Annotated in this window: 26 protein-coding genes; 18 read left to right on the top strand and 8 right to left on the bottom strand. The window is 55.4% G+C overall.

Annotated features, from left to right (window positions below):
* Nucleotides 1-4: 4 nt before the first annotated feature.
* Genes DEALK_RS06540 through purN form a run of 4 tightly spaced genes read left to right on the top strand, consistent with a single transcriptional unit; the run spans nucleotide 5 to nucleotide 3,553 of the window.
* Nucleotides 5-976: a tyrosine recombinase XerC gene (locus DEALK_RS06540; protein WP_065128726.1), complete on the top strand. Its 972-nt coding sequence runs from the start codon at nucleotides 5-7 to the stop codon at nucleotides 974-976.
* A 1-nt stretch (nucleotide 977) separates the two neighbouring features.
* A complete protein-coding gene (locus tag DEALK_RS06535; protein WP_083496385.1) occupies nucleotides 978-2,048 on the top strand; it encodes a M24 family metallopeptidase in 1,071 nt (356 codons plus the stop codon).
* A gap of 13 nt (nucleotides 2,049-2,061) precedes the next feature.
* Nucleotides 2,062-2,718 carry a PHP-associated domain-containing protein gene (locus DEALK_RS06530; RefSeq protein ID WP_058439464.1) on the top strand — a complete coding sequence of 219 codons (657 nt, stop codon included), beginning with the start codon at nucleotides 2,062-2,064 and terminating at the stop codon, nucleotides 2,716-2,718.
* Between the two features lies 1 nt (nucleotide 2,719).
* A complete protein-coding gene (purN, locus tag DEALK_RS06525; RefSeq protein ID WP_058439463.1) occupies nucleotides 2,720-3,553 on the top strand; it encodes a phosphoribosylglycinamide formyltransferase in 834 nt (277 codons plus the stop codon).
* A 33-nt stretch (nucleotides 3,554-3,586) separates the two neighbouring features.
* Here the strand turns inward: purN and DEALK_RS06520 are convergent, their stop codons facing one another.
* Nucleotides 3,587-4,564 (bottom strand): sodium:calcium antiporter, encoded by a 978-nt coding sequence (locus tag DEALK_RS06520; RefSeq protein WP_058439462.1) that lies wholly within the window; start codon nucleotides 4,562-4,564, stop codon nucleotides 3,587-3,589.
* A gap of 173 nt (nucleotides 4,565-4,737) precedes the next feature.
* Here DEALK_RS06520 and DEALK_RS06515 point away from each other — a divergent pair, with 173 nt between their 5' ends.
* The 6 genes from DEALK_RS06515 to pdxT are packed head-to-tail and all read left to right on the top strand — an operon-like array spanning nucleotide 4,738 to nucleotide 10,730.
* Entirely contained in the window at nucleotides 4,738-5,673 is a 936-nt protein-coding gene (locus DEALK_RS06515) for a bifunctional riboflavin kinase/FAD synthetase (RefSeq protein ID WP_083496384.1), read from the top strand.
* Complete coding sequence (tyrS, locus tag DEALK_RS06510; protein ID WP_058439460.1) at nucleotides 5,664-6,896, top strand: tyrosine--tRNA ligase; 1,233 nt, start codon at nucleotides 5,664-5,666, stop codon at nucleotides 6,894-6,896. The genes DEALK_RS06515 and tyrS overlap by 10 nt, the downstream gene beginning before the upstream one ends.
* Before the next feature lie 25 nt (nucleotides 6,897-6,921).
* Entirely contained in the window at nucleotides 6,922-8,013 is a 1,092-nt protein-coding gene (locus DEALK_RS06505) for a pyridoxal-phosphate-dependent aminotransferase family protein (protein ID WP_058439459.1), read from the top strand.
* Between the two features lie 19 nt (nucleotides 8,014-8,032).
* Nucleotides 8,033-9,610 carry a phosphoglycerate dehydrogenase gene (gene serA / locus DEALK_RS06500; RefSeq protein WP_058439458.1) on the top strand — a complete coding sequence of 526 codons (1,578 nt, stop codon included), beginning with the start codon at nucleotides 8,033-8,035 and terminating at the stop codon, nucleotides 9,608-9,610.
* 11 nt (nucleotides 9,611-9,621) lie between these two features.
* Nucleotides 9,622-10,125, top strand: a complete 504-nt coding sequence (locus DEALK_RS06495) for a GNAT family N-acetyltransferase (RefSeq protein WP_058439457.1) — start codon at nucleotides 9,622-9,624, stop codon at nucleotides 10,123-10,125.
* The gene (gene pdxT, locus DEALK_RS06490) at nucleotides 10,122-10,730 is read left to right on the top strand and encodes a pyridoxal 5'-phosphate synthase glutaminase subunit PdxT (RefSeq protein ID WP_058439456.1); all 609 of its coding nucleotides are present in this window, start codon (nucleotides 10,122-10,124) and stop codon (nucleotides 10,728-10,730) included. Before DEALK_RS06495 ends, pdxT begins: the two co-directional genes overlap by 4 nt.
* A gap of 87 nt (nucleotides 10,731-10,817) precedes the next feature.
* Here the strand turns inward: pdxT and DEALK_RS06485 are convergent, their stop codons facing one another.
* Genes DEALK_RS06485 through ligA form a run of 3 tightly spaced genes read right to left on the bottom strand, consistent with a single transcriptional unit; the run spans nucleotide 10,818 to nucleotide 14,819 of the window.
* Nucleotides 10,818-12,119, bottom strand: a complete 1,302-nt coding sequence (locus tag DEALK_RS06485; RefSeq protein ID WP_058439455.1) for a DUF1015 domain-containing protein — start codon at nucleotides 12,117-12,119, stop codon at nucleotides 10,818-10,820.
* A 40-nt stretch (nucleotides 12,120-12,159) separates the two neighbouring features.
* Nucleotides 12,160-12,756, bottom strand: a complete 597-nt coding sequence (gene pth / locus DEALK_RS06480) for an aminoacyl-tRNA hydrolase (RefSeq protein ID WP_058439454.1) — start codon at nucleotides 12,754-12,756, stop codon at nucleotides 12,160-12,162.
* Entirely contained in the window at nucleotides 12,753-14,819 is a 2,067-nt protein-coding gene (gene ligA / locus DEALK_RS06475; RefSeq protein ID WP_058439453.1) for an NAD-dependent DNA ligase LigA, read from the bottom strand. The genes pth and ligA overlap by 4 nt, the downstream gene beginning before the upstream one ends.
* A gap of 637 nt (nucleotides 14,820-15,456) precedes the next feature.
* Here ligA and DEALK_RS06470 point away from each other — a divergent pair.
* On the top strand, nucleotides 15,457-15,945 hold the full coding sequence (locus DEALK_RS06470) for a TIGR00725 family protein (protein ID WP_058439452.1): 489 nt from the start codon (nucleotides 15,457-15,459) through the stop codon (nucleotides 15,943-15,945).
* 91 nt (nucleotides 15,946-16,036) lie between these two features.
* Nucleotides 16,037-17,317, top strand: a complete 1,281-nt coding sequence (eno, locus tag DEALK_RS06465) for a phosphopyruvate hydratase (protein ID WP_058440072.1) — start codon at nucleotides 16,037-16,039, stop codon at nucleotides 17,315-17,317.
* A 4-nt stretch (nucleotides 17,318-17,321) separates the two neighbouring features.
* Here eno and DEALK_RS06460 read toward each other — a convergent pair whose 3' ends face one another.
* Together DEALK_RS06460 and DEALK_RS06455 are read right to left on the bottom strand one after the other, a co-directional pair.
* Nucleotides 17,322-17,762 carry an META domain-containing protein gene (locus DEALK_RS06460; protein WP_058439451.1) on the bottom strand — a complete coding sequence of 147 codons (441 nt, stop codon included), beginning with the start codon at nucleotides 17,760-17,762 and terminating at the stop codon, nucleotides 17,322-17,324.
* Nucleotides 17,763-17,832: 70 nt separating this feature from the next.
* Nucleotides 17,833-18,348 carry a nitroreductase family protein gene (locus DEALK_RS06455; protein WP_058439450.1) on the bottom strand — a complete coding sequence of 172 codons (516 nt, stop codon included), beginning with the start codon at nucleotides 18,346-18,348 and terminating at the stop codon, nucleotides 17,833-17,835.
* Nucleotides 18,349-18,518: 170 nt separating this feature from the next.
* On the opposite strand from DEALK_RS06455, the gene DEALK_RS06450 reads away from it, so the two are divergent.
* The 6 genes from DEALK_RS06450 (at nucleotide 18,519) to DEALK_RS06425 (ending at nucleotide 23,291) form a co-directional block, all read left to right on the top strand.
* A complete protein-coding gene (locus tag DEALK_RS06450) occupies nucleotides 18,519-19,514 on the top strand; it encodes a 2-hydroxyacyl-CoA dehydratase family protein (protein ID WP_065128724.1) in 996 nt (331 codons plus the stop codon).
* 55 nt (nucleotides 19,515-19,569) lie between these two features.
* A complete protein-coding gene (gene gap, locus DEALK_RS06445) occupies nucleotides 19,570-20,586 on the top strand; it encodes a type I glyceraldehyde-3-phosphate dehydrogenase (protein ID WP_058439448.1) in 1,017 nt (338 codons plus the stop codon).
* Between the two features lie 89 nt (nucleotides 20,587-20,675).
* Nucleotides 20,676-21,725: a sensor histidine kinase gene (locus DEALK_RS06440; RefSeq protein WP_083496383.1), complete on the top strand. Its 1,050-nt coding sequence runs from the start codon at nucleotides 20,676-20,678 to the stop codon at nucleotides 21,723-21,725.
* Nucleotides 21,722-22,408 (top strand): response regulator transcription factor, encoded by a 687-nt coding sequence (locus DEALK_RS06435; protein ID WP_058439446.1) that lies wholly within the window; start codon nucleotides 21,722-21,724, stop codon nucleotides 22,406-22,408. Before DEALK_RS06440 ends, DEALK_RS06435 begins: the two co-directional genes overlap by 4 nt.
* A gap of 63 nt (nucleotides 22,409-22,471) precedes the next feature.
* Complete coding sequence (locus DEALK_RS06430; RefSeq protein WP_133240192.1) at nucleotides 22,472-22,714, top strand: hypothetical protein; 243 nt, start codon at nucleotides 22,472-22,474, stop codon at nucleotides 22,712-22,714.
* Between the two features lie 16 nt (nucleotides 22,715-22,730).
* The gene (locus DEALK_RS06425; RefSeq protein WP_133240193.1) at nucleotides 22,731-23,291 is read left to right on the top strand and encodes a DUF6812 domain-containing protein; all 561 of its coding nucleotides are present in this window, start codon (nucleotides 22,731-22,733) and stop codon (nucleotides 23,289-23,291) included.
* A gap of 78 nt (nucleotides 23,292-23,369) precedes the next feature.
* On the opposite strand, the gene DEALK_RS06420 is transcribed toward DEALK_RS06425, so the two are convergent.
* Together DEALK_RS06420 and DEALK_RS06415 are read right to left on the bottom strand one after the other, a co-directional pair.
* Nucleotides 23,370-23,705 (bottom strand): DUF4870 domain-containing protein, encoded by a 336-nt coding sequence (locus DEALK_RS06420; protein WP_058439443.1) that lies wholly within the window; start codon nucleotides 23,703-23,705, stop codon nucleotides 23,370-23,372.
* A 65-nt stretch (nucleotides 23,706-23,770) separates the two neighbouring features.
* On the bottom strand, nucleotides 23,771-24,883 hold the full coding sequence (locus DEALK_RS06415) for a site-2 protease family protein (RefSeq protein ID WP_058439442.1): 1,113 nt from the start codon (nucleotides 24,881-24,883) through the stop codon (nucleotides 23,771-23,773).
* Nucleotides 24,884-24,901: the final 18 nt, after the last annotated feature.

The raw sequence follows: 24,901 nt of genomic DNA, 5'->3' as shown, positions 1-24,901 counted from the left end.
AACGTTGAACACGACATTGCCGCCAAACTGGCTCGCGGGATACGTGAACTATCTCCAATCCGAACAGCATCTTTCACCACGAACTATTCGGAATTATCTCGGCGATCTTAACGGCAATTTAGAGGAAGGCGAGCCAAAAGGATTTTTCCAGTATCTCAGATTAAAAAATATCGAATTCCCGAGCCAGGTCACCAAATATGTAGTCAGAGATTTCATGGCATGGAATTTCTCACAGGGTATTGTGAAAGGTTCTGTCGCGCGCAAACTTTCCGCTATCCGCTCATTATTCCGCTACATGCTCCGTGAAACGCTTGTGACCGAATGTCCATTCCCTTTGTCTCGAAGAGGCAGGAACCGGCTTTCGGCCTTTTCAATGAAACTGGACCGGCGGTTACCTGAATTCTTAACCACTGAAGAAATAAATCGACTGCTGGATACCCCTGATCCAATGACCCCGCAAGGATTGCGCGATCGGGCGATTATGGAACTGTTTTATGCAGCTGGTCTCAGAGTGTCTGAGTTGGCTTCGATTGACCTCAATCAGCTTGACCTTTACAGCCGTGAATTAAAGGTGATCGGCAAAGGCGATAAAGAGCGCCTTGTATTGATCGGTCAACCTGCCGTGGCAGCAATCAAGCGGTATATTAAGTTTGGGAGACCTTCATTTCTGTCAAAACACCGGTCAAACGCCCTGTTTTTAAACTATCGAGGCGGAAGACTGTCGGTTCGTTCTATTCAGGAGAAGATTTTGGATTATGCTAAACAAGCCGAAATCCGCCAGGAGGTTCACCCACATTTACTGCGTCACAGTTTCGCAACCCATCTGCTCGACGGCGGAGCTGATCTTAGGGTTGTCCAAGAATTATTAGGCCACTCATCACTTCAAACGACACAAATATACACTCACGTAAGTCGCCACCAGGCAAAAAAAATATACCTTTCTGCTCATCCATTCGCGCATCCGGAGAGAGAATAACTTGAGAACCGACATTATCCCGGAACTTCGAGGGCGTTTTGAAGCGTTTGGCATTGACGGACTCTTAGTCAACAAGCCTGAGAATATCAGGTATATCAGCGGGTTTACAGGGTCGAATGGATACGTCATTCTGACTCCGTTTCATACGATACTTGCGACTGATTTCCGTTACGTCGAACAGGCAAATAGTGAAGTACCTGATCTTTTTAGCGTAAGAAAAATTGAAGGACCGGTAAGTCAATGGTTCCCGGCTCTTATTCACGACACGGGAGTAAATGTGCTCGGAATCGAGGCCGGATTCATAACCGTCGCGGAGTTTGATCGGTTTAAGTGTGCTTTAGAAAACTCGTCTTCCTCAGCAACACTCATCCCTTTAAACGACACGGTGGAAGACTTCAGAGCCTCGAAAAGAATAAATGAAATTCTCCGAATTGAAAGCGCTGCTCGTCTTACCTGCGAAGCTTTAAGTCAGGTGTCAGAACAGTACATGCGCCCCGGAATTTCTGAAAAGAAACTAGCCTGGGAATTGGAGAAGTATATTCGGGAAGCTGGGGGTGAGCTGGCTTTCCCGGTGATCGTCGCGGGCGGACCTGCTTCTGCTCTCCCTCATGCGACGCCATCTGACCGCCCCCTCCAACCACACGAACCGCTGGTCATCGATCTTGGAGCTAAACTTAATGGATACTGCGGAGATCTTACGCGGACTTTTTGGCTTGGGGATCTGGATCAGCGCTTCATGAAACTTTACAATATCGTCCTTCAGGCGCAGCAAATCGCGATTGGCGGGATCGAATCCGGGATGTCTGCTACTTCAGCGGATAGGTTAGCCCGCGAGTGCATCACATCTGCTGGCTATGGTGAATGTTTCGGACACAGTTTGGGGCATGGGATTGGATTGGAAGTCCATGAGAAACCTACCATCGGTCCAAATTCAACGGGCATCCTAAATGATGGTATGGTCTTTACATTGGAACCGGGGATTTATGTAACCGGCTGGGGTGGTATTCGTATTGAAGATGACGTCGTTCTGGAAAATGGCAGAGTCAAGGTATTGACCCATTTTCCGAAATAGGTTGGTATTATCAATGATAAAAGTAGATTTACATATCCACACCCGCTATTCCATGGACGCCTCGACCACTATCGAGGAATTGACTGCCCGTTGTAATGAAGTGGGATTGGGGGCCATTGCCATCACTGACCACGGGACCACGGAAGGAGCTTTGGAATTTAAAAAACTCTCTCCAATACCAATAATTGTTGGCGAAGAGATATTGACTGACCGCGGTGAAATTATTGGGCTATTTTTAACTGAGACAATCCCATCTGGTCAATCCGTTGAAGCAACGATCAAGTCAATACGAGACCAAGGCGGGCTAGTTTGTATCCCCCACCCTTTTGATTCCTTGCGAGGTTCAGCGCTGGATCCCAGAATAACTGACCAGCTGGTAGAATCCGGACAAATTGATATTCTTGAAGTGCTGAATGCCCGAATTGTATTGCCATCATTTGTTAACAAAGCACGTGATTTTGCCGCCAGATACGGTCTGGCGCAGAGTGCCGGCTCTGATGCCCATTCGCCCGATGAACTCGGCAAAGCTTATGTTTTGATGCAGCCATTCAACAATCGAGATGAGTTTTTGTCATCCCTGAAAAATGCGACTATCCACGGTCGGTGCAACAGCCCGCTTGTTCATCTTAATTCCACCGCCCAACGTATCAAACGAAAGTTCACAGGCTAAAATGAAATATTCCATCGGATGGTTTACAACAGCAAAGGGGCCAGGATCACGCAACCTGCTCTCCGCAGTTCAACAAAAGATCATATCGGGGGATATCGACGCAAGGATTGAATTTATCTTTATCTCAAGGGATCCCGGCGAATCTCCGGAAACAGACATTTTTATTAATTTAGCACGTGAATACAAGATTCCGGTAGTTCATTTTTCATATAAAAAATATCGGCAATCAAGAGGTATCTCCGATAAAACCAATGTAGAAGCTCTTCCCGAATGGCGGTTAGATTACGACAGGGAGATAATTAATATCCTTTCCCAATTCCACAAACCTGACATATGTGTCATGGCAGGTTATATGCTTGTAATTGGCCCTGAGTTGTGTTCAAACTTAGATATGATTAATCTGCATCCGGCAGCTCCTGACGGGCCTACCGGTACCTGGCAGGAAGTGATCTGGAAACTGATCGACTCGAGGGCTGAAAGCTCCGGTGTAATGATGCATTTAGTAACGCCTGAACTCGATAGAGGACCCGTAGTCAGTTATTGCCGGTATCCGGTTCGCGGCCCTTCGTTCGACGAGTTATGGAACAAAATAGACGACCAGACGTCGGAAACGATAGTAAAAGGTGAAGGCGAAGATAATCAACTCTTTAAGGAAATTCGCAGGCAGGGATTTATCCGGGAACTGCCGTTAATCTGTTTGACGATTAAAGCTTTCAGCCAGGGAAGGATTAGAGTCGCCCGCAAGGTGATTGTAAACTGTGTGGGGCAGCCTATCAAGGGATACAATCTTTCCGCGGAAATCGACTACGAGATTCAGAAACAACTCACCCTATAGGGTCAATTCCCGATTATCACAGTTCTTTTGATGCTATTCCATTGATGAAAACACGACAAACGCGCTAAGCAGATATATTCCGATAATCACCGGCGTATACCAGCTGAATAAGCCACGAAGTTGTTTTCGGCCCGGGTAATTGATACCGATTATCGCTACAATCGCCATAATTATCGCAGCTGCTATCAGCACCAGATTGTCTCCCGAGACAGAAGTTAATATTGACCCGCGTCCGAATATGTCCGGAATAATGATAATAGACGCTCGATACATAATGCTTCCGGCCATGTTGGCGACCGCAAGATCAATAGCCCCAATCCTGAGAGCGGTAAGGCTAACGATAACTTCCGGGGCCGAGGTAGTGATACCGAGAACTAACGCGCCCACAAAACTCGAAGAGAATCCGGTGATTATGGATATTTGTTCTCCAATATATGATAGCCAAACGCCGGCAATCACAACGGCTGATGATGCGAGTATTAATTTAAGGATGAAACTCCGCCAAACTGATGGTAAATACCCGTCTTGAGTTTCTTCTTTTGTTGCCGTTTTTTGCTGATAATGCAACAGTACAAAATATAACAATAATAAAAATATACTTGTCAGACTAACTGTGCCAAGAAGTATTGCTGCTCTTGAGCCCATGACAATAGCGATTCCCGAAACCGTGAGCAGAATGATGCCGCTGAACAATATGAATACCTGGCGCCGGTTCACAGCCTTTAATAGCGGTAACTTCTGATTTAAGAGGTCCATGACTCCTATCATCAAAAGGTTAAATGTATTTCCACCGTAGAGGGTACTCAAAGCCAAATCATCATCATTAAATATACTGGCGGCACTGGCTGAAGCAATGGTCTCTGGAATCGAAGTGATTGTGGCTACCAGCACTAACCCAATCCACAATCCTCCGAGTTTAGTTTTTTGGGCGAGCGTATCGGCGTATTTCGTTAAACGGGCACCAGCGTAGATTAATATCGCGAAACAAATTGCCAACTGGATCCAGATCATTCAATGCCTTCAAGTCGATGAGACCAGATTAATATTTTAGGATTTTAATTGTACCTTAATATATTTTCCCAATGCTACCGCGATTGACACTCCCCCTAAGTGATGTTAATATAGCGCCAACTTGAACGTATTTTTTAGAGGGGACATCGATCCCCTCTTCGAATTTTAAGACCGTGACGCAGATCGAGTCTGAACTCTCAAAAGTCCACCCACCCCGGCCGATGGTGTTGACCATCGGCGTTTTCGATGGCGTACACCTGGGACATCAAGCACTCATCGCCGAGACTATTAGTCAGGCAAAGAGAATCGGGGCTCTATCAGGAGTCGTTACCTTCGCTGGCCACCCCCGTCAGGTACTTGGCATGCACAAAGAATTACCACACCTGACCTCTCTCGACCGGCGCATCACGCTGTTGAAATCCACTGGTGTCGACTTGGTCATCACGCTGGTCTTCACCGAAGAACTGGCGTCTTTGCCGGCTTTGGAATTCATCCGGCTTCTAAAGAAATACCTGTCGTTGACCGGCTTGGTGGTTGGGCCGGATTTCGCTCTGGGTAAGGGGCGGGAAGGGGATATAGCTTCCCTTAGAGCGATGGGCGAATTGTATGGCTTTAACCTTATCGTGGTACCACCGCAGCTCAAGGCCGGCCATAAAGTGTCCTCAACGCTGGTGCGTAAAGCCATGGCCGAAAGCAACATGAAAAAGGTCCACGACCTTCTGGGACGCTGTTTCAGCCTGGAAGGCAATGTGATAAGAGGGGAAGGCCGGGGCGCGAAACTGGGCTTTCCAACTGCTAATCTGGAGATCGCCGCGGACCAGGCGCTGCCTGCAGACGGCGTTTACGCCACCATCGCGTCCATCAACGGGCAAAGAATACCCTCCATCACCAACATCGGTACCCGGCCCACCTTCGGCGCCGGGAACCGGACGGTTGAAACCCACCTGTTGGACTTTAGCGGTCAGCTTTACGGCCACAGGCTGGAAATTGCTATAATAGAGCAGATCCGTCCGGAAGAAAAATTCGCCTCGCCTGATAAACTGCTCAAGCAGATCAAAGAAGACGTTGCCAAAGCCCGGCAGGTCTTAAAGAAAACGGAATGCGTCTGATGCCTGACATGAATTTCATCCTGAAACGCGCTGTAAGTGAGATCATCTCCGAGGACGAACTGCAGAAGCTGCTGGCTTCCGGCCAGAAGCTGCGCCTAAAAGAAGGTTTCGATCCCAGTTCTACCGACATCCATCTAGGCCACATGGTCGGCCTGCGGAAATTGCGTCAATTTCAAGACCTAGGGCACCAAGTGGTGCTCATCGTCGGAGACTGGACCGCCCGGATCGGCGACCCCACCGGCGCCTCAGTAACCCGTCCGATGCTCACCGCCGAACAGGTCAAAGCCAATGCCGAGACTTACATGCAACAGTTCTTTAAAATCGTCGACAAATCCAAGACCGAAGTCCGCTGGCAGAGCGAATGGTTCGGGAACTTCACCCTGGCGGACGTGATTAAACTTGCCAGCCGCTTTACCATCGCCCAAATGCTGGCACGGGAGGATTTTAAGAAACGCTTTGAGTCCAACCGGCCGATCACCATTACAGAATTCCTTTACCCCCTGCTTCAAGCTTACGATTCGGTCATGGTAAGATCGGACGTAGAGTTCGGCGGCAACGACCAGAAATTCAATTTGCTTGTAGGTCGTGAACTGCAAGCCATGATCGGTCAGGCTCCGCAGCAGGTTTTCCTGACGCCCATCCTCACCGGCACCGACGGGACCAAGAAGATGTCCAAGAGCCTCGGGAATTACATCGGCGTGGCTGAAACCCCGGCAGACATTTTCGGCAAAGTCATGTCCATCGGCGATGACCTCATTATCCAGTACTTCGATTTGTTAACTGATGTCACCGAAGAGGAACTAAGACATTTTGAGCGCGACATGCTCTCCGGCCGGACCAACCCGATGCTGCTTAAGAAGCGGATAGCCCTTGAAATTGTCAGCCAGCTTTATTCAGCTTCAGACGCCGGAGGGGCGGAGCTTGCCTTCGAACGTGTCCACCAACGGCGGGAACTGCCGGCTGAGGTGCCGGAATGCCAAGTATCTTTCAGATCGATGAGAGCCGGGGACTGCACCCAAATCGATCTCCCCTGCCTTTTGGTAGTCGCCGGTCTGGCGGGCAGTAAAAGTGAGGCCAAACGGCTCATCGAACAAGGCGGCGTGTCTGTCGAAGGTGAGAAAGTGACCGGGGAAAAAGTGACCCTCAGGAGCGGTTGCGTTATTAAGGCCGGCAAGCGCAAGTTCACCCGCGTCGTCGATACCGACATCCTCGGCGCCTCTTAAGTGCGTTTAATATTAAAGGAGACATATGGTTCAGAATTTACGCATTCCCGGTCCTACCCCCTGCCCTCCCGAAGTTCTGGCTGCCATGGGCCGCCAGATGATCAACCACCGCGGCGGCGAGTTCGCTGAGATCATCAAGGACGTCACTGCCAAAATGAAGCAGGTTTTTCAGACAAAGAACGACCTGATGCTCCTTACCGGTTCCGGCACCGCCGGTCTGGAAGCGGCGGTTGTCAACATGCTGTCACCCGGCGACACGGTGCTGGGGGTGGCTATTGGCGTCTTCGGCGAGCGTTTTGCCAAGATTGCCCAGACCTTTGGCGCAACGGTCATCCCTCTGAATTTCCAACATGGCAAGGCTGCCGATCCGGCATTGATTAAGAAAGCGTTGGATGAGAACCCGCAGATCAAGGCCGTCCTGGTCACTCACAACGAGACCTCAACCGGCGTTACCAATGACCTGGCAATCATTTCCAAGGTGGTCAAGAGCGCCGGCAAACTCCTTTTGGTGGACTGCATTTCCTCGCTCGGCTCGGTCAATGTCCCGGTCGACGAGTGGGGCATCGACGTGGCCATCTCCGGCTCGCAGAAAGGCTGGATGGTGCCGCCCGGCATGGCCATGGTTGCCGTCTCCGAGGCCGGTTGGCAGGCATACGCCCAAGCCAAGATGCCACGCTTCTACTGGGACCTAGCCAAGGCCAAGGCTGGTTTGGAAAAAGGCCAGACGCCATGGACGCCCAATGTGTCCGTCGTGTTCGCCTTCCAGGTGGCTTTGGATATGATGCTCAAGGAAGGAATCGACACCATCTTCGCCCGCCACCAGCGCATCGGCAGGTTCACCAGAGAAGGGATTAAAGCACTAGGCCTGACCCTTCTGGCCGACGAAAAGCACGCTTCCAATACCGTCACTTCAGTGGTTGCCGACCGAGGCCTTGATGCAAAGAAACTCAACAAGATCATGAAAGACGAGTTCAATATTGTCCTGGCTGGCGGCCAGGGGCCGCTGGAAGGCAAGATTTTCCGAGTAGGCCATCTTGGTATGGTTAACGAGAAAGATATCCAGGTGGTTTTCGACGCCCTGAAGGTCGCCCTGCCCAAGGCCGGGTTCGTTGGATAAAGGAGAATTTCCTGTGTCAATGAAGAAAGTCCTGGTCGCCGACGCGCTGTCGCCCGCCGGCATCGAGCGCCTCAAGGCGGTAGCCGAAGTCGACGTCAAGACCGGTCTCAAGCCAGATGAACTCATCGCCGCAATCGGTGACTATGATGCCCTGCTGGTACGTTCACAGACCCAGGTGACCGCCGATGTGATCAAGGCAGGCAAGAACCTGCAGATCATCGGACGGGCTGGCGTCGGCGTCGACAACATCGACATGAAAGCGGCCACCGAAGCCGGCATCATTGTCGTCAACGCCCCCACAGGTAACACCATCTCAGCCGCCGAACACACTATGGCTTTGATGCTGGCCTTAGCCCGTCATATTCCCAGGGCCAACGCCTGCCTTAAAGGCGGCGCTTGGGAGCGCAACAAATTCCTGGGCACCGAACTCAGGGGCAAGACGCTGGGCGTCATCGGTCTGGGCAACATCGGCTCCGAAGTGGCCAAGCGAGCCCGCGCCTTTGAGATGAAGGTCATCGGTTTCGATCCCTTCGTCTCGGCAGAGCGCGCCAAGAATATGCAAATCGAGTTGGCGACACTGGAGCGCATCTACAAGGAAGCCGATTTCATCACGCTCCATGTTCCGCTCACCGCCCAGACAAAGAACATGGTCGGCGCTAAAGAACTGGCGATGATGAAACCCACCGCCCGCATCATCAACGCCGCCCGCGGTGGACTCATTGACGAGGAGGCACTGGTAGCAGCCGTCAACGCTAGGAAATTGGCCGGTGCAGCCATTGACGTCTTCATCAAGGAACCGTGCACCGATAACGTCTGCTTCGCAGTTGAGAATATTGTGGTCACACCGCACCTGGGGGCTTCTACCGCCGAAGCCCAAGACCTGGCGACTTCCGACGTCGTCGACCAGGTCATTGATATCTTCAGCGGCGCACCTGCCCGCTACGCGGTAAACGCTCCTTTCATCGCCATTGAAAGTCTGCCGGTGATCAACCCCTTTATCAAGGTCGCCAATACTGTCGGCCGCTTGCTTTCGCAACTCGCCGAAGGCCAGATGACAGCTATCAACATCAGATACTCCGGCGAGATCGCCGGCTACGACACCCGGGCGCTTAAGGCTCTGGTGCTGGGCGGCATCCTGGAGCAGATCTCCGAAGAGCGGGTAAACATGGTCAATGCCGATATCGTGGCTGCCAGGCGCGGTATGAACATCACCGAACAGAAAGAGGCTGCTTGCGACAACTATGCCAGTATGATCACCGTTGAAGCGGTGACCAGCGGAGGCAATACCACCGTAGCCGGTACCATAATGCGTGGCGAGACACATATCGTGCGCATCGACCAGTACTGGATCGACATTGTACCTACCGGCGGCTATTTCCTGTTTGCCGACCACCGCGACCGCCCGGGCCTCATCGGCGCAGTGGGCAGCATTACCGGGCAATCAGACGTTAACGTCAGCTATATGCACCTGTCCCGGCTCAAGCCGCGGGGCCAGGCGCTGATGATCCTGGCCCTGGACGAGGCATTACCGGAGTCTGGGTTGAAACAGGTCCGGGCGTTGGAAGGCGTGCAAACGGCCAAACTGGTAAAGTTATAGGCTAATGTTCGATGGCCGTCGATTCATCGTCGATAATAGCGCTGGCCGAAACAGAGGCACTGGTGATCTTGGATATCATCAACGCCGCGGCAAAACGCTACGGCGGCATCATCCAGCCTGATTGCTACCACGAACCTTACATGTCCGGTGACGTACTGGCGTGTGAAATGACGTCGATGACCTTCTACGGCTACCTCCAAGATGGCAAGGTGGTTGGTGTGGCCGGCTTCCAGCCAGTGGCTGGTGTCACCCTCATCCGCCATGCCTACATCCTTCCGGCAAACCAGCGCCAGGGCATCGGGTCGAAACTAATGGAATACCTGAAATCGTTGACGCGGACCCGGAGCCTGCTGGTGGGCACCTGGGCGGCGGCTTATTGGGCCATAGATTTCTACCAGAAGTACGGCTTCAAACTCCTTCCGGATAGGACCGAACTGCTGGCAAGGTACTGGCGTATCTCGCCGCGGCAGATCGAGACATCGGTGGTGCTGGGTATGGAGTTAGATGTGAAATGAAGATCGGCGTCCTGGCTATGCAGGGGGCTTTCGCCGAGCATGTCGCCATGCTCAAGAAAATCGGCGCCGAGGCGGTCGAAGTCCGCCGGGCGGAGCAACTCGATGGCCTGGCCGGCCTTATCATCCCCGGTGGGGAGAGCACAACAATGCTTAAACTGACCGACATCTATAGATTAAATGAGGCCATTAAAAGCCACGACAAAAAAGGGCTCCCGATCTGGGGCACCTGCGCCGGGGCGATACTCCTGGCCTATGAAGTGACCAACGCCGGACCAAATATGCCGGTCGGCTTGGGCTTGATGTGCATATCGATCAGGCGCAATGCCTTCGGGCGGCAGGTGGACAGCTTCGAGGTCAAGCTGCCGGTGGATGAGTTGGGTGGCGAACCCTTCCCGGCCGTCTTCATCCGCGCTCCCATCATCGAGAGCGCCTTGCCTCCGGCCAAGGTGCTGTCCCGCCTAGGCAACGGTACCATCGTAGCGGTGCGGCAGGACAACCTACTGGCCACCAGTTTCCACCCGGAATTATCGATGGACGACCGTTTCCACCGCTATTTTCTCCGGATGGCGGAAGAATACCTGGGCACGCATCAACAAACCGGGTAATTGGGGGGGCGCTTCGCTCCATCCACCCTACTGCACTACCTTGTTAGAACACCACCGGACGGTTGGGTTGGAAACCGACCCTACCGGCTAATCACGCAGGCGGTACATGACGATGCCGGACGGTATCTTGGGATAGAAGTAGGTGCTCTTGCGGGGCATGCGGTCGCGGGCGTCCGAGATTGCCTGGATCGTCTCCGGGCGCACCGGCTTCAGGATAAAGGCGAACTGGAACTCGCCGGAATCAACACGGGATGTTGTGGAGTCTCGGTCGTGGTCGTAGGCGATGCGATCCTCGTCCATAGCGTTCATACCCAAGATATCTTCCAGCACCACGTGGTCGACGACGCTGACATCCATGCCGCGGTAAGTGGCCGTATGGCCGGAAGGCATCAAGCCTTCGATCTTCGCCTTGTCTTTTACCGTCAGGCTCAACAACCCCTCCCCGTTCAAACCGTAGATGAAAAACCTTGAGCTGTCCTCGGCCATCAGTGTTTCGATCTGCCGACAGGCGTCTCCTGAAAGCGACAAATGCTCGACATTAAAAAACTCCCCGAGCCGTTCAGGCAGAATGAACAATTGGTGCTTGCGCAGCCCTTTGATCAGGCGGTGTGTCGGCAGAATTAGCAGGCCGGGATCGGCCATGTCGGTCAGGGACATCATGACGAAGTTGAGCGCCGCATCGCGGGGGATGTTGGGATCCAGGGCGTAACGCTCGTTGCGGTAGGTCAGGGCGCTCTCGTAGCGGTGGTGACCGTCGGCGATATAGACGGGCATTTCGGCGAAGGCTCGCTCCAAGGCGGCGACAGCCTCGGAGTCGTCGATGACCCACAGCCGGTGGGACTCGCCGGGCTCGCCGCTAAAGTCCAGCGCCGCCGGCCAACCGGCGACCTGGTCCAGCAACGAGCCAATGTAACGTCCCGGGTCCTGGTACAGGCCGAAGACCGGGCTGGTGTTGGCCTCAAGGGTAGCGATCAGCTTGATGCGGTCGCGCTTCGGTCCGGACAGAGTCCGCTCGTGCGGCCGGACGATCATCTTATCCCACTCTTCGAGGCGGACCCTGGCGAACAGGCCGCGGCGGACGAAGGTGTCGCCGCCGTGAGTGAAACTGTGCTCATGCAGGTAATACGCCGTCTTGCCATCTTGAATCAGGATATCGGCGCGCAGCCATTCAAGCAGGCAGGCGTGGGCCCGGGTGTAGCGGTTGCAGTTGTCATCGTCGCTAGCCAAGGTCTTGGAGTACTCGATGCGGATGTAATTGTTCGGACTGGCTGCCAGCAACTCAAGTTCTTGTTTCGGGCTGATGACATCGTAAGGCGGGCAGATGACCGCCGCCATGTCTTCGGTGGCGGTGTTATAGCGGATGGCTTGGAAAGGACGAATATCGGCCATAATAATCCTCTTTTTTATGGGGTGATGGAAATCCAGTAGTTTACTCGATAACCGGGCGCGTTTCAACCCCGTTGAAACGATTCATGGCGGCCTCCAGCCCCTGCTCAACCACCATTTCGATGGCCTCGGCGGCTTTGCCGATTGCGTCGTCGGCGATTTTCCGTTCCTCGCCTCCGAAATTGGTCAGTACGTGGTCGACGACGTCGCGCCGTTCGACGCCGGGAGACTCCGGCCGCCCGATGCCGACTTTCAACCGGGCGAAATCCATTGAGCCGATTGAGGCGATAATGGACTTGAGGCCATTGTGCCCGCCGGCGCTGCCATTGGCCCGCAGGCGGATCTTACCGAGTGGTAGGTCCAGGTCGTCGTGCACGATCAGGAGGTCGGACAGTTTTACCCTGTAGCGGCGCATCAAAGAGGCCACGGCATCGCCGGAGAGGTTCATGTAGGTCTGGGGCTTAGCCAACGCGACTTCCTGTCCGACGATGCGGCCTTCGCCAGTTCGGGAATGGCAGCAGCGCTTATCAAAGTTGATGCCGTTTTTCCGGGCTACTTCACCCAAAACGGCAAAGCCGATATTATGTCGAGTTCCGGAATACTCTCGGCCCGGGTTGCCCAGACCGACAACAAGCTTCATTGAAACAACCTCGGTTGTCCGCTGGACGGCGGATTCAGTATCTTGAGCAATTGCTCTTCGGTGATGGTCTCGATGCCCGCCGCCCTGGCTTTATCCAACTTAGAACCGGCATCCTCGCCCACCACCAGGTAGCGGGTGTTCTTGGTCAGGTTCGGCTTGGTTGTGCCGCCGGCAGCCCTGATCTTTTCCGAGGCCTGGTCCCGACTCATAGAGCAGAGGGTGCCGGTAACGACGAATTCCTCGCCAGAAAGCGGCCCGGCTTTTTTCGCCGATGGTATCGCTGGAGTGTCCAGGATTTTTACCAACCGCTCGATGATGTTCCGGTTTTGAGCGTTACTAAAATAAGCCATGATACTTTCGACAATCTTGCCGCCGATGCCGGGGATAACATCGAGTTGCTCCCTTTTGGCTTCGGCCAAAGCGTGCAGGCTGCCGAACTCCCGCGCCAGCAAAGCGGCGTTCTCCTCGCCGATGTGGCGAATGCCAAGGGCAAAGATTACGTTGGGCAGTGGCCGGCGCTTCGATTTCTCGATGGCAGCAATGATGTTGGCGGCGCTCTTCTCGCCCATGCCTTCACGCTTGGCCAGCTGGTCAGCTTCGATATCATAGAGATCGGCGACGTTTTTAATCAGGCCTTCCGACAAGAAGGCGGTGGACAGTTTTTCGCCGACGCCGCGGATGTCCATCCCAGGCTTTGAGGTGAAGTGCTCTAGGCTTTCCTGCAATTGGGCGGGGCAGGCTGAGTTGGGGCAGTAATACATCGCCTCGCCCTCCGGGCGGTAGATCTCGGCGCCGCAGCCCTCGACCGGGCAGCGGGCTTTTCCATCAGGACCCCTGAGCTTTTCTTCAATACTGAAAACCGGGGGGTTGCCCTTCCGTTTTTCCATGACCGGGCCAACCACCTGTGGGATGACATCGCCGGCGCGCTGGATGACGACGCTGTCGCCGAGGCGGATGTCTTTGCGGCGGATGTCGTCCTCGTTGTGGAGGGTGGCCTGCCGTATAACCACACCGCCGATGTAGACAGGCTCAAGGATAGCGTAGGGGTTGAGCGTGCCGGTACGGCCGACGGAGATGCCGATGTCTTTGAGTTGCGTCGTTGCCTGGTGGGCGGGAAACTTGAACGCGATAGCCCAACGCGGTTCGCGGCCGACAGACCCCAGCCGCTGCTGCTGATCAAGTGAATCCAGTTTCACCACGATGCCATCAGCTTCGTAAGGCAGGGTATCGCGTTTTTCATGCCATTCGTCGTAATACTTTTCAACCTCGTCCAGGCTACGGCATTTCCGGTTGTACGGGTTCTCTTTAAACCCCCAAACTTTCATCAGTTCCAGGGTTTCCCAGTGGGTCTCAGGCATTTCTGTACCTTGTACCCAGCCCAGCATGTAGATAAAGATATCCAGCGGCCGATTAGCGGTGACTTTAGGGTCAAGTTGGCGCACTGAACCGGCGGCGGCGTTCCTGGGATTGGCGAAAAGCGGCAGGCCGTCTTTTTCCCTCTGCTTGTTCAGTTTCTCGAAGCCGGACCTGGGCAGGAAGACCTCGCCGCGGACTTCGAAGGCTGGCGGAGCCTGGCCGCGAATCTTGAGCGGCAGGCTGCGGACGGTGCGCAGATTCTGGGTAACGTTTTCGCCCTTTTCGCCGTCGCCGCGGGTGGCGCCGACGATGAACTGGCCGTCTTGATAGGTCAGGGCGATGGCCAGGCCGTCCATTTTGTGCTCGCAGACGAAAGACAGTTTCTCGTCGGGTAACAATTTGGCGACCTTCTTGTGCCAGTCTCGAAGTTCCTGTTTGGTGAAGGCGTTGCCCAGCGAAAGCAGCGGACGGCGGTGCTTGACCACTCCGAAGGCTTTCAGCGGTTCGGCGCCGACGCGCTGGGTTGGAGAGTCCGGGGTGACCAGCGACGGGTGCTCATTCTCCAGTTCCTGGAGTTCCCGCAGGAGCGCGTCATACTCCTGGTCGGAGATCTCCGGAGCGTCCATGACATAGTAAAGGTGGTTGTGATGCTCTATCTGGCGGCGGAGTTCCTGCGCCCGGGCCTGAGCCTGAAGAAGATCTGTCATAGATAGCTACTTTATATCACACTCATAAAAAGCTGTCAGCTCATTGTGATAATGAGGTTGTGCAGTAAAAACGATTGAAACGACTTTCCCGGCAATTCGCCGGTTGGCCGAACGCGCTGATTTGTTAAAAACATCTGTCATTTTACTTTCAAACCAAACATTAACCGCGAATGGAAGCGAGCCCGGCCGCGACCGGGACCAACACCCAGCCGGGAATTTCTAAGCGAAGAGAGTTGAACTCCTGAGGAACAGACTGGCGTAAGTGAGATGATGACGGTATTATAGCACCTACGTTCTTATGTTTGTCAAGCGACTCCTGTCGTTTTTCACCGAATATTTTTAGCTCGATGTTCCGGATAAAGTAGCCGCCTCACGAGGCAGCGTTCCGGTGGGAAAGTGGGACAATCCCACTTTCCCACCAATTCAGCTTAAAAAGCCATTTCGAAGGATGGCACCGATACTGGCAGGATTGAGGGCTGAGAGCATTCAGAGAATCGCTCACTCCTGAACACGGGATGGCTTAGCCGCACATCGCAGTGGAAAAAACCGGCAGAGTGAAGACATGGATCAGTCACAGGCAATAGTCTCCTAATTCTCCCTTTTTCAAAGTGGGGAGCGGGTGTTATAATCCGCCGGCATGAAAGCTAAATACTTCATCTCTGTCATCGGCGGGTCGAAAGCCTCGGCCGCCGACCTGAGAATCGCCGAGGAAGTCGGCGGCGAACTTGCCAGAGCCGGCGCGGCGGTGGTCTGCGGCGGTCTGGGCGGGGTCATGGAGGCAGCCTGCAAGGGCGCGGCGGATGCCGGCGGGCTGACTATCGGCATTTTGCCGGGCGAACACCGGGAGTCGGCCAACCCATACGTCCAGATACCCATCGTGACTGGACTCGGTTTTACCCGTAATTCTATCGTCGCCAAAAGCGGCCAGGCGGTAATCGCCATCGGCGGCAGCTACGGCACGCTGTCGGAGATCGCCTATGCCCGGATCTCCGGACTGCCGGTCATCGGCATCGACACCTGGAAGATGTCACGGCGTAGTGAGGAAGCGGATTTCATCTTGAGAGTCGACAATGCCAGAGAGGCGGTGCGGCTGGCTATCGCCAGGATCGAGGAAAAGGCGGAATGATGGCCGTGGCATGCTGTGCCGCTACATATCCCCGGATCCCTCCCCGGTGGATTCCCGCTTGCGCGGGAATGACAAATTAAAGGAGATTAACATGCCGGTTATCAGGAGCATCAAGGGACACGAGATATTGGACTCCCGCGGCAATCCGACGGCGGCGGCCACGGTGACCCTCGACGACGGAACCACGGGCTGGGCGGCGGTGCCTTCCGGCGCCAGTACCGGGACTCATGAAGCGGTCGAACTGCGGGACGAAGACCCCCGCCGCTACGGCGGCAAGGGCGTTCTCAAGGCGGTGCGCAATATCGAGTCCGAGATAGCCGCAGCCGCGGCCGGCAAAGACGCCGCCGACCAGAAAGCTCTCGATGAGGCGATGATCGCGCTTGACGGTACCCAGAATAAGAGCCGCCTGGGAGCCAACGCCATACTGGCGGTATCGCTAGCGGCGGCCAGGGCGGCAGCCAACTCCCAGGGCGTTTCTCTCTTCAGATACCTCAATCCGGCCGGTCCTTACAGCCTGCCGGTGCCGCTGCTAAACATTTTAAACGGCGGCCGGCATGCCGCTAACTCGACCGACTTCCAGGAGTTTATGATCGCCCCGGTGGGCGCGCCAACCTTCTCTGATGCCCTGCGCATGGGCGTCGAGATTTACCACTCCCTGAAGAGTTTGCTCAAGAAACTGGGTTACGGCACCAATGTCGGGGACGAAGGCGGCTTTGCCCCTTCGCTCCGATCCAACGCCGAGGCTATCGAGGTCATCATCAAGGCTATCGAGAAGGCGGGCTACGCCCCAGGCCGGGAGTGCGCCATTGCCCTCGATTCAGCGGCCTCCGAACTGTACCGCGAGGGCCGTTACGTCCTCGAACGAGAGAACAGGGCGCTTTCCAGCGCCGAACTTATCGAATTTTACGCCAAATGGGCAGCCGACTATCCGATTATCAGCATCGAGGACGCCTTGTTCGAAGACGATTGGGAAGGCTGGAAGGCTTTGACCGCGAGGATCGGCCATAAAGTCCAGCTTGTCGGCGACGATCTTTATGTCACCAACATCAAGAGGCTTAAGCGCGGCCTAGCCGAGAAGTCATCGAACTCGATTTTAATCAAGCTGAACCAGATCGGCAGCCTGACCGAGACCATCGCCACCATCGAGATGGCCCACCGGGCGGGCTGGACGACCATAGTCAGCCACCGTTCGGGCGAGACCGAGGACACCACCATCGCCGACCTTTCGGTAGCCCTGGCGACAGGCCAGATCAAGACTGGCGCACCCTGCCGCAGCGAGCGGACCTGCAAGTACAACCGGCTGCTGGCTATTGAGGCGGAACTTGGAGCCGAAGCGCGGTACACCGGAGCGGCGGCGTTCAGAATCAGTTAACCCATTAAGGCTCAAAGACGAGGATTCCCCGGGGACCCGAGAGTGTCAATCGGCGGTGTTCCAGGTCGAACGAGGTCACCGCGATCAGAATGTTGAAATACGCGGCCTCCTGGGCGTTGATGCCGCCGCCGCAAGCGATCTCCGTCTGGATAATGTCCTTCACATCCAGACCATGTTGCCCCGAAAGTACATAGCCGCCGCCGTAAGTGTTGCAGCCGCTCGAGCCCCCGACTTGTTTACCATCGGGATCGAACCTGATGGTAATCCTGGTCCCGCTAATCGGCGAGTTTAATTTCCCGGGATCGCCGAATTCCTCCAGCACCCAGATGGTGCCCTTCAGGGGCACTTCAGCTCCGGGGGGATAGCGGTCAGCGCACGCCGAAGCCGAAACAAGAAAAATGATGAGCACTAGCCCGGCGGCAAGAATAGCGGCATTTTTCTTCATCGAAATCGCTTCCGGCTATCAAAAACGTCAATCGCGAGCAAAATACAGTATCCTCACTCTGAAGAACCGATTACCGCGGCGGGCGGTCGTAGACGACCAGTTCGGACAGGGGGCGGCGGGTTTTAGGCCGCAGCTGGCTGTGGGCATACCCCAGCGGCGTGAAGGCGATGGGCTGCCATTCATCAGGTATGCGCAAGACTTTTCGGGCAGTGGGTACATCAAAGGCCGCCACCCAACAGGTGCCCAGGCCGAGACTGGTGGCCGCCAGGATAATGTGGTCCATGACGATGGCAGCATCGACCTCGGCATAATTCTTGCCGTCGTGGCGTTCCCAACCCCGCTCAGGCAGCGCGCAGACGCACAGGAGAACCGGCGCCTGAGTGAACCATTCGCTGGGGTAAATGCCCTGGAGTTCAGCTGCCCGGCCTTCAGTATGGATAATCAGAACTTTAAATGGCTGCCGGTTGGCGGCGGTCGGCGCCAGCCGGGCGGCTTCAAGTACTTTTCGCAGCTGGTCATCGGGCACAGGGTCCGGGCGGTATGACCTGACGCTGTAACGGCTGGAAATAACCTCGGCGAACTCCATTCTCTTACCTCTCGGAAATTTTTCCGACTCTTGCCGGCGAACAGATTCTGGCTCGACAAAAGAGATTATACAACGGTGTAACGGCTAAATATCAATGGGATGGGTCTAAAGGCCCAAACATCGTCCGGCCGGAAAGACACGACCGGTGGAATTAGGTATAATTGCCCGCTGTGAAACGCATCGGCATCACCACCACCGTACCTGTCGAGGTCATTCTGGCGGCTGGCGCCGTCCCCGCGGATCTCAACAACCTCTTCGTCAGCGATGCCGACCCGCCGTCACTCATCGCCGTGGCCGAGAAAGCCGGATTTCCGCTCAATACCTGCGCCTGGATCAAGGGTATTTACGGCGCGGCTATCCGCTGTGGTATCGAAGAGGTCATCTGCGTCACCGGCGGCGACTGCTCCAATACGCTGATGCTGATGGAGGTGCTTCGGCACCAGGGCATTAAGACTATCCCCTTCGCCTACCCGGCGGCGCCGGAAACTGGCCGGATGTCCCGGGCTATCAGGGAGTTGGCCGCGGAACTGGGAACAACAGCCGCTGAAGCCGAGGCTGTCAGAATGGGCTTGGTGCCGGTGAGGAAGCTAGCCTCCGAAATCGACCGGCTGACCTGGCAGGAGAATACAGTCTCCGGGAGCGAGAACCATTACTGGCTGGTTTCAGCATCAGATTTCAATCAGGATACGGAGCGTTATTTCATTGATCTGAGAACGTCCGTGGAATTGGCCCGGAACCGCCCGGCCTTTCCTTCAGACGAGATCCGCCTGGGTTTCGCCGGCGTGCCGCCGGTCTACGCCGCCGAGTTGTACCCGTTTCTGGAAAAATGCGGCGGCCGGGTGGTTTTCAACGAGATCCAGCGGCAGTTTTCGATGCCGTACCAGGTTAAAAGCCTGACCGAACAATACCGCCGCTACACCTACCCTTACGCCACGGAACACCGGATTGCCGACATCGGCAAGGCGGTGAAGGAGCGGCGGCTGGACGGGATTATTCATTACGTGCAATCGTTTTGCCACCGCGCCATCGGTGATATAATACTGCGGTCGAAACTGGATATCCCGATTTTAACCGTCGAGGGCAACGCCGATTTCGGTCTTTCCCAACATCTTAAGACAAGACTTGAAGCTTTTATGGATATGCTCAGATTCAAAAAATCCGGATGATTTCTGATTCAGGTTCCCACCCAGTATTGAAAGTGAAAAATAAGGAGGATCCCTCATGGTAACCCGCATCGGCATCAACGGTTTCGGGCGCATCGGCCGGCTGACTTTCCGCGCCATGAAGAAGTATCACGCCAATGAACTCGAGGTGGTGGCCATCAACGACCTGGCCGACACCGCCACCAACGCCCACCTGTTGAAACATGATACCAGCTACGGCGCCTATCCCGGCACTGTCGAGGCGGGGGAAGGAATCATTACCGTCGACGGCAAGACGGTGCGTGCCTTCTCCGAAAAGGAACCCAACAGGATCCCCTGGAGCGACTACGGCGTCGATATCGTCATCGAGTCCACCGGCCGATTCTCCGACCGGGCCAAGGCGGCGCTGCACCTGGAAGGCGGCGCCAAAAAAGTCATCATCTCCACCACCTCGGCCAACGCCGACCTGACCGTGGTCATGGGCGTTAACGAGAAGGCCTACAAGCCGGCTGATCACGCGGTCATCTCCAACGCCTCCTGCACCACCAACTGTGTGACCCCGATGGTCAAGGTCATTAACGACAAGTTCGGCATCGAGAAAGCGCTGATCAACACGGTTCATGCTTACACCAACGATCAGAGCCTGCTGGACATTTACCACAAGGATCTGCGCCGCGCCCGCGCCGCGGCGCTGAACATTATCCCCACCACCACCGGCGCCGCCAAGGCGGTCGCCCAGGTTATCCCGGAATTGAAGGGGTTGATCCACGGCATCTCGCTGCGGGTCCCGGTGGGCAGCGTTTCCATCGCCGACCTGACAGCGATTGTAAAGCGGAACGTCACCGCCGAGGAGGTCAACGCGGCGCTGGAAGAAGCCGCCGGCGGCGGGCTCAAAGGCGTCCTGACCTTCTGCAAAGAAGAACTGGTCAGCTCCGACTTCAAGGGAGACCCGGCATCCTGCATCATCGACGCGCCGTGCACCATGGTCATGGCCGGCAATATGGTCAAGGTGCTGGGCTGGTACGATAACGAGTGGGGCTACTCCACCCGGCTCGGCGACCTGGCCGCCTTCATGGGCCGTATCGGCCTGGGATAGAAAATAAATCATCTCCAAAGGAAGCGGCTCCGGGAAAATCGGAGCCGCTTTTTAATTGCCGTTAGATTCTCAATATACTAAAATGCCTTATGCCGACCCGCAGCAGGCTCCTCCGCTTATGTTCCCTTATTTTAATCGTTGCCGGCTGCCTGCTGTTATTTTCAGCAGGCCCGGCGGTTCCAACGGCAGCAACAACCGGTTTGCCCTCCGCCGCTGCCGGGGCGGTATCGTCGCAGCCTTCAGACGACCCCGGCATCGAACTGCCGCCGCTGCCTGCCAACTGGTGGGTCAATTTTGTTGCCGCCGCCATCGGCGTTCTGATCGCCTATGGTGTTTACTACCTGCGGCTGCGGGCGGTGGCGCGCCAGAAAGCCCTGCTGGAGAACGAGGTGGCGCTGCGTACCGCTGAACTTAAACTGTTGAATGAAGAACTCGACCGCGAGATCCACCGCCGCGCCGATTTCAACCGCGCCCTGGTGCACGAGCTCAAAACACCTCTCACCGCGATGCTGGCTTCGGCCGAATTGTTCGTTGATGATCTGGCAGGGGATCCGCGCCAGGAATTGGCTAAAAATATCCATCGCGCCGCCCAGAACCTTGACCGGCGCACCGATGAGCTTCTGGATGTAGCCAAGGGCGAGGTGGGCATGCTCACCGTCGCGCCGTCGCCGGGCGACGCCAGGCCGCTTTTAATCGGGATGGCCGACAACCTCAAAGCGGCGGCGGCCCGCAAACACCAATCACTGATCGTTGACGTGGCGGCCGACTTGCCTAAGGTGAGGCTCGATGAGGACCGGCTGCGTCAGGTGCTTTATAATTACCTCACCAACGCAGTAAAATATACGCCAAAAGGCGGCGAGATCACACTCAAGGCATACGCCGTTCCGGGCGAACTGCGGGTTGAGGTCAAAGATTCCGGACCGGGCATCAGCAGCGAAGCGCAGAAGAGACTTTTTGAGCCGTACTACCGGGTGCCCCAAAGCGGCGGCGAAAAGCTCTCCGGGCTCGGCCTGGGACTGGCGCTGTCAAAGATGATCATCGAACTTCACGGCGGCCGCGTTTGGGTTGAGAGCGAACCGGGACATGGCGCGACCTTCGGCCTGGCGCTGCCGGCGGCCGCAGATAGAGGAAGTGTATGAAAGTACTCATGGTTGAGGATGACGCCCAGATTGTCGATTCAGTGGCCTGGGCGTTCCGCATGCGCTGGCCGGACGTGGAGTTTTTGTCCACCGACTCAGGAACCCAGGCGGTGTCCCAGGCCAGGGACTTGAAGCCGGATTTAGTCATTCTGGATTTGGGGCTGCCCGATATTTCAGGCTTTGAGGTCCTCAAAGGCATCAGGCAGTTTGCCAATTACCCCATCATCATCCTGACCGCCCGAAAGGACGAATTCGACATCGTTAAAGCGCTTGAAGCCGGGGCCGACGACTACCTGGTAAAGCCGTTCCGGCAGATGGAACTTTTATCCAGAATCAAGGCGCTGCTCAGGAGATCGGCCACGCCGGCGCCGGACTCGACTCTGGCCGCGGGCGAATTGCGGCTGTCTCCATCAACCGGAATCCTCCATTACCATAACCGGGAGATCCCGCTGACCAGGACCGAAGAAATTATCATGAGCAAGCTGATACAACACCCGGGCGCGGTGGTGACCTACGCCGCCCTGGCTGAGGCGCTGTGGAACGATTTTTATCCTGACTGCGTGGCGGCGCTGCGCGTCTACATCCGGCAGCTCCGGCAGAAAATTGAGGCCGATGTAGACAATCCCAAGATTATTCTGAACAAACACGGCGTCGGCTACATGCTGGCGACGCCACAGGAGTAAAGGTTCATCCATGAAAAGGTGCCGGGGCGCCGGGCGGCGGAATTCGTCATCCGGGAAAGTCTGATGGGAATAGCCAGTCTGGCATCTGCTATTACCAGCTTTATCGGGCTGCTGGCGGGTTTGCTGGCCGGAGGGACTTTTTATCTCTGGCTGGCTCTTATTCTGGCTTTTTGCGGGGTGTATTTCGGTCTGACAGCAGCGGTCAGGCGGCGCCAGTATGCCGCCGGAATCGCCGGGCTGGTCACTGGCGGTCTGGTCGCGATAATATCCGCGGTGGCGATAGGCGTGAACAGAGGTATCAGCTAACTATTAGAGAGAGATGATGGAAGAACAAAAACAGTCATCAGGAATGCCGGTTTCAGGGTTGGATTCCGGGCGGTTCCGCAAGCTTAAGATCTTTATCCAAACAACCAACGGATTATTTTCCGGCTATACCCTGTGCCAGCAGCAGCAGCGGCTTCTGGACGCCTTGAACAAAGGCGGATTCAGCGGCAAGCTGCAGCCCACTTCAGATTTCTTGACCCTCGTTGAAGCCGAAGTGGTGTCTTCTCTTGGTGAACCCCGGCGCATGGATATCGCGTTCATCCGCAAAAGTAACATCTTGTTCGTTGGCGAAGGACAAAGCGAGTCCGCGGCGGCGCCAAGCGCTGCCTACCCGATCCGGCGCAAAAAACCTGTCCAGGCGGCCATCAGCCTCGCCCAGACAACACTGACTGGCAATATGCACAGTGAAATGTGGGAAGAACTTCAGGACGCTCTCAACCGGAGCGACCAGTTTATCCCGGTGACCGACGTGATTTTCAACCCGGCGCTTCAAGGCGGGCTTGAACACGCTGATTTCGTGGCGGTGAACAAGGACCACATCATCTACGTGGGGAAATAACTCTCGTTCTGTCCGAGACACTTCTCCAAACCGACGGACCGTCTCCTGAAATGGGCGCGGAGGCCAGTTAGTTTAAGCCTAACCTTTGCCAAGCAGGCTTTCGGCGATATCCCCGGCCACCGGCAGTTTGTAGCGCTGCCCTTGATAGGCTTTCACCATGAGAACAATCCAGAGTATTATTCCGGCAACCCATATAAGCCAGGCAAAAAGTAAATTAAACAGCGCAAACGGTCCACTCAGTATCAACCCAAGGATTTGAATAAATCCGAAGACGACTATTGATTGAAAAGCGTGAAATCTCACAAATCTGTTTTTTGGCTCGATAATCAGGAAAATTATGCCAGTTATCCAGGTTCCAAGATAGCACAGCAACCCGGCGACGTTTTCTTGAAGGCCGGTAGAGGTCTTGTCCACAGGAATCCTCCTTGATTCAATATGCCGATAAGGTTATTACAGAAGCACCGGGGTGTCAATTTCCCCTAACGGCCGAGTTCCTGCTTAATCTGAATATAGTTCAGCAGGTCAGCGCGGGAGAGCATCCCGCGCAGCGCGCCGCCCTCCAGAACCGGTAACTGGTTGAATCCTCCGCCTTGCATAAGCTCAAGAGCCGCCGCCAGGTCGTCATCAGGGGAAACGGTCTTAACTTCATTCATCGGCGTAAGGATACTGCTGACAGTCTCAGACGACCAGGTGTGTCTCGGAGAGCGTTTAATATCGGTCATACTTAAAAGCCCGATCATGCGGCTGCCTTCAACTACCGGAAAGGCGCGCTGCCGCTTCTCCAGCATCTCATTCAAAGCGGACTCAACCGTCAATGTCGGAGCAATGGTGTGTAAATCCAGCCTGGCGACCTGGCTCACTTTAATCCCTTTAAGGACCTCGGAGAGCAGAGACTGCTGGTAGCTTGCCGAAGCCGCGGAGGCTAAGAACCAGCCGATTAAAGCCAGCCACAAGCCGCTGATCCCGACATTGAAGGCTAAGGCGATGCCGCCGAAGATAAACAAATAAGCGATTACCTGACCGGTTGAGGCCGCAATTCGAGTCGCCTTGGTGACGTTGCCGGTTATCTTCCAGACCAGCGACCGGAATACCCGGCCGCCGTCGAGAGGAAATCCGGGAAGTAAATTGAAAATGCCTAAAATCAAATTTATCTGGGCGAGATAAAGGGTGACAGCGCTCAAGGCGGTCTCGACCGGCCCGCCGGCGGAATAGGCAAAGTAGAATATGGCCGCCAAAGCGAAACTGATCAGAGGCCCCGTCACCGCCATGCGGAACTCGGCGCCGGGAGTATCGGCTTCCTTGCTGATATTGGACGCGCCGCCGAAAATAAACAGGGTGATATCTTTTACCGGTATGCCGTTACGCCGGGCGACTACCGAGTGACCCAACTCGTGAGCCAGGACCGAGGCAAATAGCGAAAGGCTGGAGGCAGCCCCGAGCAACCAGTAAGTCGCGGGGCTTTCTTCGGGGAGAATGGAAGGAAAGTAGCTGGCGGCAAGCGACCAGGTCAAAAAGGCGAATATCAGGAGCCACGAGACATGAATACCTATCTCGATACCCAGAATGCGCCCGATCTTGAATGATGACCTCATGCCGCCTCCGATCGAGAC

Origin of the sequence: Dehalogenimonas alkenigignens (genome assembly GCF_001466665.1) — a bacterium.
In the GTDB taxonomy this organism is placed as follows: domain Bacteria; phylum Chloroflexota; class Dehalococcoidia; order Dehalococcoidales; family Dehalococcoidaceae; genus Dehalogenimonas; species Dehalogenimonas alkenigignens.
This window is presented reverse-complemented; position numbering and strand designations above follow the sequence as displayed.